General features: G+C 61.7%; 13 protein-coding genes. 3 read left to right on the top strand and 10 right to left on the bottom strand.

The annotated features are described in order from the left end of the window. Positions 1 to 379: hypothetical protein (locus tag STE01S_RS19085; RefSeq protein WP_162928362.1), on the top strand; the 379-nt coding region annotated here is incomplete at its 5' end. 181 nt (positions 380 to 560) lie between these two features. Here the strand turns inward: STE01S_RS19085 and mobF are convergent. The 3 genes from mobF to STE01S_RS19070 are packed head-to-tail and all read right to left on the bottom strand — an operon-like array spanning position 561 to position 6,180. Next, positions 561 to 3,470: a MobF family relaxase gene (gene mobF / locus STE01S_RS19080; protein WP_054588543.1), complete on the bottom strand. Its 2,910-nt coding sequence runs from the start codon at positions 3,468 to 3,470 to the stop codon at positions 561 to 563. Between the two features lie 45 nt (positions 3,471 to 3,515). Continuing rightward, the gene (locus STE01S_RS19075; RefSeq protein ID WP_054588544.1) at positions 3,516 to 5,861 is read right to left on the bottom strand and encodes a type IV secretion system DNA-binding domain-containing protein; all 2,346 of its coding nucleotides are present in this window, start codon (positions 5,859 to 5,861) and stop codon (positions 3,516 to 3,518) included. Next, entirely contained in the window at positions 5,851 to 6,180 is a 330-nt protein-coding gene (locus STE01S_RS19070; RefSeq protein ID WP_054588545.1) for a hypothetical protein, read from the bottom strand. Before STE01S_RS19070 ends, STE01S_RS19075 begins: the two co-directional genes overlap by 11 nt. A gap of 433 nt (positions 6,181 to 6,613) precedes the next feature. Between STE01S_RS19070 and STE01S_RS19065 the strand changes: the two genes are divergently transcribed. After that, complete coding sequence (locus tag STE01S_RS19065; protein ID WP_062770816.1) at positions 6,614 to 6,808, top strand: hypothetical protein; 195 nt, start codon at positions 6,614 to 6,616, stop codon at positions 6,806 to 6,808. Positions 6,809 to 6,910: 102 nt separating this feature from the next. Here the strand turns inward: STE01S_RS19065 and STE01S_RS19060 are convergent, their stop codons facing one another. After that, the gene (locus tag STE01S_RS19060) at positions 6,911 to 7,147 is read right to left on the bottom strand and encodes a hypothetical protein (RefSeq protein WP_062770814.1); all 237 of its coding nucleotides are present in this window, start codon (positions 7,145 to 7,147) and stop codon (positions 6,911 to 6,913) included. A gap of 323 nt (positions 7,148 to 7,470) precedes the next feature. Between STE01S_RS19060 and STE01S_RS20930 the strand changes: the two genes are divergently transcribed. Continuing rightward, positions 7,471 to 7,701, top strand: a complete 231-nt coding sequence (locus tag STE01S_RS20930) for a DUF6437 family protein (RefSeq protein WP_246135288.1) — start codon at positions 7,471 to 7,473, stop codon at positions 7,699 to 7,701. A gap of 114 nt (positions 7,702 to 7,815) precedes the next feature. On the opposite strand, the gene STE01S_RS19050 is transcribed toward STE01S_RS20930, so the two are convergent. From STE01S_RS19050 to STE01S_RS19025, 6 genes are all read right to left on the bottom strand, one after another. Next, a complete protein-coding gene (locus STE01S_RS19050) occupies positions 7,816 to 8,205 on the bottom strand; it encodes a single-stranded DNA-binding protein (protein WP_006966186.1) in 390 nt (129 codons plus the stop codon). A gap of 386 nt (positions 8,206 to 8,591) precedes the next feature. Continuing rightward, the gene (locus STE01S_RS19045) at positions 8,592 to 8,936 is read right to left on the bottom strand and encodes a DUF6915 family protein (RefSeq protein WP_062770810.1); all 345 of its coding nucleotides are present in this window, start codon (positions 8,934 to 8,936) and stop codon (positions 8,592 to 8,594) included. A gap of 10 nt (positions 8,937 to 8,946) precedes the next feature. Then, positions 8,947 to 9,408 carry a DUF6878 family protein gene (locus STE01S_RS19040; RefSeq protein ID WP_062770808.1) on the bottom strand — a complete coding sequence of 154 codons (462 nt, stop codon included), beginning with the start codon at positions 9,406 to 9,408 and terminating at the stop codon, positions 8,947 to 8,949. A gap of 122 nt (positions 9,409 to 9,530) precedes the next feature. Beyond that, positions 9,531 to 10,484 carry a DUF2493 domain-containing protein gene (locus tag STE01S_RS19035; RefSeq protein ID WP_062770806.1) on the bottom strand — a complete coding sequence of 318 codons (954 nt, stop codon included), beginning with the start codon at positions 10,482 to 10,484 and terminating at the stop codon, positions 9,531 to 9,533. Between the two features lie 303 nt (positions 10,485 to 10,787). After that, positions 10,788 to 11,210: a hypothetical protein gene (locus STE01S_RS19030; protein WP_062770804.1), complete on the bottom strand. Its 423-nt coding sequence runs from the start codon at positions 11,208 to 11,210 to the stop codon at positions 10,788 to 10,790. An 11-nt stretch (positions 11,211 to 11,221) separates the two neighbouring features. Continuing rightward, positions 11,222 to 11,458: zincin-like metallopeptidase domain-containing protein (locus STE01S_RS19025; RefSeq protein WP_255266031.1), on the bottom strand; the 237-nt coding region annotated here is incomplete at its 5' end.

Genomic DNA, 11,458 nt, shown 5'->3' with positions numbered 1-11,458 from the left:
AGCCCTTAGCGCAGAGGAGTTCTTCCGAATTGAAGCGAAGGACCGCGCAATCTCCGCGACTGGGCAACAAGGACTCTTCGAAGATTTGCCGCACAATGCAGAAGAGACTGCAAAGGTTCATTGGCACGAGGAAGTGCGAAAGGCGCGCATGTGGAGCGAGCAATTTATTGGCGGGGAAGCTGTGGTTCTTTTTGAGGTGCTGGCAAGGCGCATCCAACAGCGCTTCTCTGTTACCCTTCCGGAGTTGAAAGACCTGCTGGTGGATATGAAGAATGAGGGGCTGATCGAGTTTGACGGCCTAACGGGCCAACAAAGAAAGCCACGCCCTGGCGTAACCGTCCGTCGAACCGAGAAGCTTGAAAACGCAGTGCAGAACTGACGCGATCCCAATCCTGGCGTTGCCCACTTCGCACAGTTTGTCGCAGTAGATCCTATAGCTGGTAGGCAGCTCGAATGCTCATCGCGCAAATTTGTTTGGTGGCTGCTTTCAGGCGGAGCCAATTGGCCTTGGAATGTCCGAAACTGAGGCGCAAGGCGGCCATTCTTGGGCCACCATCTCGTCAAATCCCAAAGTCCATCGAGCGGTTGCGCTCTTTGGCGAGCTCGGGTTCAAAAACCTTGGGACTCTTCTCAGCTATGGCTTTTCCGGTCCCCACCTGCGCAGCAGCTTTCAATCGCTCCGTGACTTCCAACGCCGATGATTTCTCGCCTCTGTTCTTGGAAACAGCGGCACCGAGCCTTGCAGCGCTGTCGACCACAAGTGTGAGATGATCGCGAAGCCGGGTCACCGTGACCAGGAAGGTCTTCTGGTTGGCAAGATTGCGCTCGCGGCTATCCATCACCGCAATTCCTCGATCGGAGGTCAGGCCCTGCGCCATGTGAGCATTGAGTGCATAGGCCAGATCAAGGCGTTTGAGCATCGGATCGTCTTTCCCGAGCTTCTTTTCGATGCCCTTGGACGTCTCAACAGTGACCTGATCGCCTTCGATACGAGTGACCCGGGCCCGGTCGGCGTTGAACAGCCCGCGCCGGTGGTCGTTCCTAGTCCAGCGGATGCGATCGCCTTGGTGGACCTCAAGATGGCGCCTGTCGAATAGCGCAAGATTGTCGTCCTTCCCCGCGTGCCCGATACGAGAGGGGTTGAGCTTGCTTAGCCTGCCATGCTTGTCCTCAAGCTCGACAATGCCTTTCCGGTCGTCGACCTTGCGCACCAAATAGTCTCCGCGCTTGAGGCCAAGCGCGCGTTCGAGTTTGGCGACCTCGAGCACCATGCCAGGCCGGTAGGCGGCGAGGTATCGCAGTTCTTCCCGCGTAAGATTGGCGCGGTCGAGAACTTCAAGTTCGAGCTTTTCGGGGCCAATCTCGCGGTTTGCGGCAAGACCAGTCTGGACGGCTTCGTTGACGGCGGCGCGGATCTTGCGACCCGAAGCATAGATCGCGGTCCGCTCCCGCTCTTCTGCCGGAAGCGACAGCCAGCGCTCGGCAGCAACAATCGCTCCATCCCCCTTGGCTTCGACCGTATTGTGCTTGAGGTGGTCAAGCGCCGTGCGGACCAGCCCGGCCTGCGCTGCCGCCTGTGCCTCGCGCAGGATGGGATCGCGCCCACGCAGGTTGGTGTTCATCTGCGCCTGAGCAATTCCTCCCTGCTGCAGGAGATCGAATGGCTTGCCGGCATCGACCGCGCCTAGTTGCTTACGGTCGCCCATGAGCACCAGGCGGTGGGCACCGGCGCGATTGGCGATGCGGATGAGCTGCTCCTTGTCCGCATTGGAGACCATCGAGGCTTCGTCGAGGATAAGGACACTGCCGCCAAGTTCCCTGCGTGCCTCGCGATCGAGGCTGGACCGCCCCTCTGCCTCGCTGATCGGTTTCCAACGCTTGAGGAAACTCGCGAGCGTCTGCGCCTCGATACCCGTGTCGCGTTCGAGCATCTGAACCAGCGTGTTCTGCACCGACAGGCCAAGCAGCTTGTGACCCTCATGGCGCAGCACATCGGCGACCGGCTTCAAGACGCTCGATTTGCCAGCGCCGGCAACACCCTGCACGGCAATGGTCCGATCACGTGATGTCAGGATAAGTCGAGCTGCGCCCAGCTGGCCCTCATTGAGCTTGAAACCCTGATTGACGAGAGCGGAAGCCTGGACACTGGCGTCGGCTCGCCGCTCGGCAAGAATGGGTTCGACAGCGCCCTTTCCTTCATTGGCCCATGCAAGAATCCGAGCCTCGCGCTCGACCTCTTCTCGGCTTGCCAGCCACCCCTTGTGCTCGCCCTTGCCCCGCAGCAGATGCCCTGAACGCACCAGCGAGCGCACTGCTTTCTCGACATCAGCAATGGTGGTTGGCAGGCCAAAATCGAGCGCTGCCTTGTACAGGTCCTCCCGTGCAAAGCCTGCCTCGCGCTGCGCTAGGTGGCGCACTGCCGAAGCCACGGCCTGGGACGCTGCAATCTCTTGCGGCCCCCTTTTGAGAACATGCTCCGAGACGAGAGGATCGTGCTCCTTGCCCTTGATGCGCGCGGCAAAGTCCTTGAGCAGCGCCAGGCCGCGCTCAGCCAGGCAGGGCCCCTTTGCGTCGGCAGCGGTGCGCTCGCTGGCTCTCGTCTTGGCGGTATCGACCAGTCTTGGCAGGTCGAGGCCGACAGTCTTCGCAGCCGCTTGCCATTGCTCGCCCAGGACCGTGCGATCCTCGATCGGCTGCTTGGGCGATCGGGTGGCGAGCGCCGCGATCTTGCCCGCTTCGAGCCCCGGACCTCGGCGTGCTTCGAGCACTTCCTTCCGCCGCGAGGAGAAGGCCATCACCTGATCGCGCGAGATCCCGCAAGCCTCGAAATTGCCGTGCTTGCCAACCGGGCCAGTCTCGTAGCCAAGCTTCTCGACTGCGATCCGGAAGCGCGCCATGGCGATCGAGTTGAGCAGAGTGCCAAGCGCAAAGAGCCTGTCGTTCTTGAGCGTTCGCCACTTGCCGTCCTTGCCCTGGGTCACATTGGCAACGACGGCATGGAAGTGCAGATTGGGCTCCTGGTTGCGATTGGTATCATGCTGGAAAAGGCCGACCGCGAGATTGCCAGTCGCAACGGTCTTGATCTGGCCTCTGTCGACAAGGCGGGTTTCAGCGGCATTCTTCTCGGCCCATGTGAGCGCCTCTGTTACCGCCTCGCGATAGGCAGCAACGATCCGCTCATCCTTTCCGACCAGGGCCAACAGAGACCAGCTTTTGGGGAGCGAAAAGGTCAGATCGGTGCCCGGCCGATGTGCCTGTCCAGGATTGCCGACGCTCGAGCCATCGGGAAGTTCGCCGCGCAACAAGGCATCGAATTGCCTGGTCTCAACGCGCCCTGATAGGCCAAGTGATTTCGCGCCTTCGCCGACCCACTGCCCGGAACGATCGGCATCGGCCCGGGCGTAGTAGTTGTCGTCGGCAAAGTAGCTGGCGGCAGCAGAAGGCGATCGGACATTGGCGATCGAGAGCATGGCCCTAACCCTCGATTAGACGCACTGATTGCACTGGCTTGGGCATCAAATATCCGGCTCGATATCGCCCACATCGGGTTCGTCACGGTCAGGTACATCCCTCTCCTTGTCGTGGGCCGCGCCTCCAAGAAGATCGCGCTGTCGTCGCTCGTGATCGGCGAGAGTGCGTTGCTCTTTGCTTTCCTTGACTGGATGCGGATGAGGACTGACGCCGGGCCTTTCTGACCGCTCGGCGGCGTGATCATTGGGCGCTTTGCGGCTGCCGGGTTCGAGTGGCAGTTCGCTCTGTCGACCGGTCGATTGATCAACTGGCAGGTGCCCCTTGTTGGCGGCTTCTGCAGCAGCTTGTCTGTCCTGTGCTGCACACATCTGGTCGTCCGGCGTCACCTCCTGCGATTTGCCCTTCGCGTGGCGACCTTGTGATCTGCGATTGGGACGTTTCCGCTGGTCGCCATCGGCATCCCGGCCGGGATGCTTGTCGTCGCGGCGACGGCGTTCACCGGAATCGTCGCCGTCGCAGCCGCGTTGTCCGGATACTTCCCCTTCGTCCGGTCCGACTTTCACCGGCTTGGCCACCGTTTTCGCGGGTCGTTGGATCGCGCGAGGGATGAACCCTTCGGCAATGCGAGGCCAATGCCGGGGCTCTAGAGTGACCGGTGCGGTCGGAAGTCCTTCGGGAAACTTGATGTAGCCTTCAAGGCTCTTGAGCCCCATGAACTCATCGGGAAGCAACAAGGGAGCGATTTCGCGGCGGGCTGTCAGGCTCACCGCATCGCGGGCGCTGTTGTGACCATAGCTCTGGTTCTCTTCGACCTCGCGGACCTCGCGGTGGCCGACCGAGTCCGAACACCAGGTAGCGGTCTCGCGGTCGGCCGTACCGAGCATGAGCTTGGTCTTGGCGAGCGACGACAAGGTCATCGCCATGTTCTCTCCATAGACCTCCTTGAGCTTGGCAAAGGCGTGCACACCTGTGACGATCGCACCGCCGTAATTGCGCGCTGTCTGCAGGCCCTTTTCGAGCGAGGGAAGCCGGTGCAGCGCGCCCAATTCGTCGATCAGGAACCACAATTTGAGGTCGGGCGTGGTCCGCCCTGTCATCAGCGTGTTGATCGCCGTGTCGAGCCACAATGTGAGCATCTGCGAGAGCACGGTAAGATCTGCGTAGCGCGCTGAAAGGAACAGGAACGATCCTTCCTTGCCCTCGCCTTTGACCCAATTTCGGATCGAAAAAGGTTCGCCCTCGGTGGGCAGCAATTGCAGCGCCTTGGCGTTCACGTTGAACACCGCACGCACCGATTCAGCCATCTTCGCAGCCTGGGGATCGGTCATTGGGCCCGCCATCGTGTCTTCGAGCAGCTTGTGCAGGTCAGGAAGATTGGCGTTCATGAGGTCGCTTGCGAGCGCCGCGTTGGTGCCCTTCCCCTTCTCGAGCAGCTTGAGACAGGTCTCGACGAAGAGCGTCCGAGCGCCGAGCACCCAGAACTGCTCCGCCCCGCCGCCATCATGCGGCACAAGCGATTCCGCAGCGGCATGGAACTCGGCGCTGGTGGTGCAATCATTGAAGACGCTCCATGCCGGACAGCGGGTATCGAGCGGGTTGAGGATGACATCGCGATCGGGCTCGTAGAAGCCCTCGATAAAGGCGCCCGTGAGATCGAAAATGACCGCGCGCTCTCCCCTCATGCGGATCTCATCGACAAGCTCGAAGAGCGCCACGGTCTTGCCCATACCGGTGGTTCCGACGAGCATGGCGTGACCCTGCTCCTGCCGCCACGGGTAGCTGACACCGGCGATATGCGCGGGCGTATAGAGACCCGCAGCGCGCAGGGCCGTTTCGCCTGCAAGGCGCCATTTCCAGCCCATTTCGCGGCCGTACTCGCGGGCGCGGGCGCGGCGGTTGTACCGGGCTATATCGGTCTCAAGTTCGCTCAGGGAAACGAGCTGCGCACCGCGCAGGTGACGCTTGCGTTTCGAACGCTCGCCGAAGTGCTCGGCGACCCACCAGAAGGCTGCAAGGAGCGGGGCGAGCCAGAGCGCAGATAGCAGCATGGCCTGTTTTGCGGTGGCGAAGAACAGAGTCCAGGCCTCGCGCATCGGCGGGAAGTCCCTCACCACTGCCATGGGAAAGGCAACCAACTCGCCATCGGGCAGCCGCAGGTTCACCAGCTTGTCCGGATCGAACTCCATGAAGCCATAGGCAGAGGCATAGACATGCATCCACAAGAGGTAGGCCTGGTAGTCGGTAAGCATACTGCTGACCCGCCACCAGACGGTCGCCAGAACGACCAGAACAGAGACGACAAGCGGGAGCTTGAAACCCGCAGCGAACATGAAACCGAAGTGCCCGAGAAGCTGGGTGCCGCGCGTGAAATTGACGATGCTATTCTTCATTGCTCGTCTCCTTTTCGCGCGAAGGAATGAAGCCGAGCTGTGCGAGGCGGCGATGGTAAGCGGCATGAGTTCGCTTGCGCAGAGTGTCGTCGGAATGGCTCGCAAGCAGTGCATCGAGCGCGGTGGTGAGGAACACCAACTGGCGGGCCGGATCGGTCCCGCCGGGACGGTCGGCATGATCGTTGTCGCGGTTCCAGGCGGCGACCAGATGGTCGCGAATGACCACGCTCACGCTGGTCTCGCGGAGGTTAGACTGCTCCAGAATCCAGTCCGCGATCAGCGGCGGGACGTAGGTCTGGAGGACCCTGTAACGTTGCATCTTTCCAAGCTCCTTGTGCTGAAGAAGCCTGGTTCGACCTGCGGAAGGTGAGGATCACAGTAATTCACGGTAGGGGTGTAGGAAAACAAAAAGTTCCCTATTTATTCCAATATCTTAGGTTAAGGTGATTTGTCTCCTATTTGCGAATCCAATTCGCGATTTGCGGTCAAATCGGTCGGTGCACACGCCAAATTTGCGCAGCAACTGATTGAGAACATTGATGGAACATTGGCGGCCCCGCTGCGTCCGGTGTGCTCCTAAGTCCCCAGCTGCGAGGACAGGAACCAGCTATTGAGCCTGTAACGGATGATGCGGTTTGTGACCCCGAGAATCGGCGGCGCTTAACAGGTTGCCGCCCCACGGATCCTGATAGGCACAGACGGTATCGATGCCTATGCTGCAGGCACTAATGAGAGCAGCAAGGATGCGCGGCATGGGCCAGGTCACGTTGAGTGCGATACCGAAGGGCAACGGCTTCCAGGCGACAGTCACCTACCCGAACGGGGTGTCGATCAGTTCTTCCGAGGCCTTCCCGACGCAGGCAGAGGCAATCGAGGCCGCGGCGTTGAAGGTCCTGGGCATGCCGGAGCGGCTCGCCGATCTCGACCGTCCCGATACCCCCGACTGACGCTGGCGACCCGCCTTCCCGTAACGGCTGAGGTATGCCGAAACGGTCTGCGAGCAAAAAGAAAGGAGGAAGCCCTGACGGACTTCCTCCCAAACCGGCGGGTCAGAATTCATCGCTGAGACGGCCCGGCACAGTGTCGATGACACGGTCCAGCATGGCCTTGGGCAAGGCGCCGTAATCTCCCTCGTCGACCGCGATGTATCCTGCCTCGTTATCGGTCAGGACGTACTGCGTGTAGTAGCTGTGATAGGACCGGGCATGGGCCTGATCGAGAGCTGCAACGAAGGCTGCCTGATCTGCTTGGCAACCTGCAGCGGCAATGTTCAGTGAAGCGTACATGTTCTTTCCTCCTGATGTTCGATGCGTCGCATCAGGAGCTGCGGAGGATGTGGGTGACGGGCTGGGTCAGGGACCGCGATAGCGGCCGCGAAGCGGCGATGGGGGCAACGATTTTTGCCGGGCTTGCCCGGTAAAAATGGTGGGGCCCCGTCGTCCTTGACGCAGCCCCAAAGCCCGCATCAGACTTGGTCTTTCTGCGAGAGAGACCTCTCCAACGTCAGCGCAGAAGTGCGACGTCTGCCCCCCAAACCATTTTCCTACATGACCTCGCAGTGCCAAGATCGAGAGCGGAGGGGACCAACGGCCAGCAAAAAGGAAGCACTATGGCCAGGTCCAAACCTACTGCACGCGATGCGCTGAGGAAGCTGCGTGAACAGCGTGCCCAACTCGAAAACGAGGAGGCGCGTCTCCGCGAGGAGGCAGCAATCGAACTCGGCAGGATGCTGATCGAGTGCGGCGCCGAGACGATCGAACCAGCGCAGCTGCGTCAAATCGTCCGAGGAGCATTGACACTCGGGATCGAGGAAACGCTGAAGCGGATAGCTCCCGCGTAGCCCAACCCGGCGGCGGCAAGGGGTTCGATCCCCCGCGCCGCCGCATCGCCGGCGTGCAAAAGAAAAGGCCCCGATGGCGTCTGCCACCGGGGCCTTGTCGCAGGGTGAGGACATTCAGTCCTCGTCGATATCGGGAGCACCTTCGTTGCTGCCGGAGCGGCCCTTGGTGAGGAAGTCGACCTTGTCGGCGATGATCTCGCAGCCGTAGCGCTTGGCGCCGCTCTGATCTTCCCACTGGGTGTAGTGGATGCGCCCTTCGACCGTCACGAGCTGACCCTTGGTGCAATACTTGGCGACGTTCTGGCCCAGGCCGTTGAAGCAAGTGATCCGGTGGAATTCGCTGTCCTTGGCGGTGTAGCCGTTTTCGTCCTTGTAGGTCTTGCCATCCTTGCGGGCGGGACGGTCGGTCACGACCGAGATCGAGGTGATGCTGGTTCCACCCTGGGTGGTGCGGGTCTCGGGGTCGCGAGCGATGCGGCCAACGAGGATAACGAGATTGGTCATGGGCTTTCTCCTGATCGAGCATTCCGGGTCCATCCCGGCTGCAAAACCCGAGCAGAAGCGCCCCATGGCGAAGCGCACCGAAGGGGAACCCGGAACTGGTTCGGGTGGTGCGGGCAGCCGGGCACAGCCCGGCAACTCGGCCGGACCTGATCCGGGTTGCGCGTCTCGACGGGGGGGTGATTCAGGGACAGGTTTGCATCGAAGCCGGGTGGAGCTGGATGCCTTGAATAGGTTGGCCCTGCCTCGTTTCCCTCCGGTCTTGGCCGGATCATCCCTGCTGACCTTCCACCGGAGAACCCCTTCTTAGATCATCGTACTGACCGCTCCTCCAACAGGTGGCACATTCTTGGACGCACCTGCTTCGCCAGGGAGAGGCATGTCGATCGTCACCCTTCAGGGCCGTCCAGAGGGTTGCCTCGAAGCATCCAGGCCTGCGGCGTGATCAAGCGCGCCCAATCAGCAAAGGAGGGGATCGAGCCCAGGTCTTCACGTACGTGCTGTTCGCCGACCAGACGTACCGGAACGACCCGGCCATCGGCATTGACGAGGGTCTCGCCGAAGAGTGTTTCAAGCATGAATATCCCCTCGGCATGGTGCCGCAGCGCGCGGTGACGGGGGTCTGCGAGAATAGCCTTCGACTTGTCGAACCACTGGTGCAACGGGAGATAGTCATCAACCGTGCCGCCCCATTTCCGGACCGACGAGAGGGCGTGGTAGTAGCAATGTGCCATGCAGGGTCTCCTAGAGCTCGGCCCTGTGATCATCGGTCGCGGTGAAGCGCAGACCGCAGTCGAGCACGAAAGTCGCCTCGTCCACATCGATCGCCAGTTCACCGCAGGCACCGTCATTGATCTCCCAGCCTGGATGGTGACGTTCAAGTGCCAGGTAGGTCAGCTGCTCGAGTGCCTGGCCGAGTGAAGGCAGCTCTTCGGAACCGGCACGAGCAACGCTGTCTGCTTCGCCTTCCATGAGGGAGACTTCCGGGCACGGGATCGCCGCGCCGGCTGCATCGAGGCATGCACATTCTTCAACGGCACCGCTGTCGCCGCAGCCGTCAAAGCGGATCTCGACGCGTGCGATGCCAGCCTCTCGCAACCGCGGAAGAATGGCTGTCTTGAGCTGCTGGATTTCTTCGGCCACTTGCACCTGCCGCTCCGCTTGCCGGACGGCAAAATCGGCCATCACGGCCTCGATATTTATCATGGAATACCTCCTGGTGAATGAAGCCAACGGCAATTCGCTGGCTCCAAACGACAGGCGCGCGCCTTTCCTCTGATGGATGACGCCAGCGCCGATTGGGCGCTGGCGCGAGGACCGGCATGAACTCAGTCAGTCCCTGCCGAAGTGCTCTTCGGATTGGTGCCAAGGGGCCCGCGGCGATCGACAACGGTGATCCGCCGAGTCTTGGCCTCGATCACCAAACGTTCGAGTACGCCATTGCCCGGAAAGGCGATGACGTATCGCGGATCGAGGGAGAGCATCCGCTCGTTACGCTTGAAGCCGGCACGGGCGCCCAGCCGCATGTCGAGCGAAAACGTGACCTGCGGGATGCCGCGACGTTCAGCCCAGCTCGATGCCAGGCGGTCGACGCCCTTGGTGTCACCGCCATGGATGAGCACCATGTCGGGCACACGGTCACGAACCTTGTCGAGGGTGGCCCAGACATTGTTGCCGAAGGTCAGCGCATCGTCTTCGGTAGCATGACGGGTGCGCCCGCCAGCGAAGACGACCGGGGTTCCTTCGGGCACCGCCGCACGGCGCTTGGCATCGGCACGGGCACGCAGGAAGTCGCGCCCTTCGACGAGCGCCGAGGTGAGCATAACGCTGTGATTGAAACGCGAACTGGAGACCGGCTTCCAAGAGGAACCGAACTCGTTGAGGTAAAGAGCTGCTGCAACCTCGCGCATCTCCTCGAGCGCCAGCATCGCACTTTCGGCGCACTGCGCCCGCTCGACCTGCGTCTCGAGTTCATGGGTGTGGACCTCGGATCCATCGGCCGTAGAAATCAGCGCGCGGACCTCGTCGGTCGCCCGGTCGACTGCAGTTGATTTACGTTCGGCCGAGCGGTGAAAGATGTTGACGAAAGCCCAGCCAAGATCCTCGGCGTCGGCTTCGAGAGCGGTCCCGGACACCATGGCGAAAAGATCGGACCAGACCGCTTCGAGAGTTTGAACGACCGCCTCCCGGACCGGAAAATCGCTTGTCGATACGGGAGCGGGTCCAATCGAGAAACCGGCAAGATCGAGCCCGGCGAGTTGATCGGCGAATGACGTGTGCATGGGGATATCCTCCTGACTGGCGTAAGGCCGACGCACCCGTTCATGGCTGCGCCAGCGAGAGCCCGTCAGGGCCAGCATTCAGACAGGATTGCGCACCCGTCAGGGGGAACCCGGCTTGGCGGGCTGGCGCGGGCAGGCCTTGAGCCTGAAGGGCGAAGGCCAACACGGGCCCGCCCAAGCCGGGTTGCGCAAGGCTGGCGGCTGGCCCAGGGCCTCTCTCGCATGGCGACAGACCATGACCGGCCGGCAAAGTTCAGTCAGGGATGGCAACCCAAAGCGCTGCGCCTGACCAACTCGCGGAGCTCAAGCTGCGCGCTTGGTGTAGACCCCCTCGCCATTCGACATGTGCCCGAGGCAATCGTAGTCGCCGAACATGGCATCGAAGCGATATGCGATCTGGGACAGCCAGCGCCTTGCCCGCGGTGACCGGGCCGTGCGCCAATCGGCGTCCCAATAGGCCCCGTCATCGCGTTCAACGATCCAGACGGCCACCAGCCCGCCATAGACCGATACGCCGAAATCGGCGTAGGCATTGCGCATGAGGGTCCGGTCCTCCCGACCTCGCCAGGCGTCATGCGGGATCAGGGACGGAAAGGCTCTGGACGCCCGTTCGCGCAAATCGTCGCGCAGCCATTCGTACTCAAATTCCCAGTCGTCCTCGCATTCGACCTCGAGCACCGTGAAGGCGACGATAGCGCCGCTGGGATAGCTGACGGATCGGCCCATGATATCCTCCCTCAGGCCGCAAGCGCAGCGTCGTCTGACGCGTCGTCAAACTGCTCAGAAGTGGCTCTCCCGCCGAGATTCAGCAGCAGGCTCGTAGCTTCTTCGGCCTTGGCCGCAGCGGTCAGGATGGCGCGGTCGTCGTCCTTCATAAGCTTGAGCCAGTGCTCTATATAGCTCGCGTGGCTGTCGAGATGCGTGACCGGCAGCCCCAGCTCGGCGCCCAGCATGGCGCTGGAGAGTTCGGCAAC

Source organism: Sphingopyxis terrae subsp. terrae NBRC 15098 (assembly GCF_001598815.1).
GTDB classification, from domain to species: domain Bacteria; phylum Pseudomonadota; class Alphaproteobacteria; order Sphingomonadales; family Sphingomonadaceae; genus Sphingopyxis; species Sphingopyxis terrae.
The sequence above is the reverse complement of the archived record's forward strand: the minus strand, read 5'-3'. Positions and strand labels throughout refer to the sequence as shown.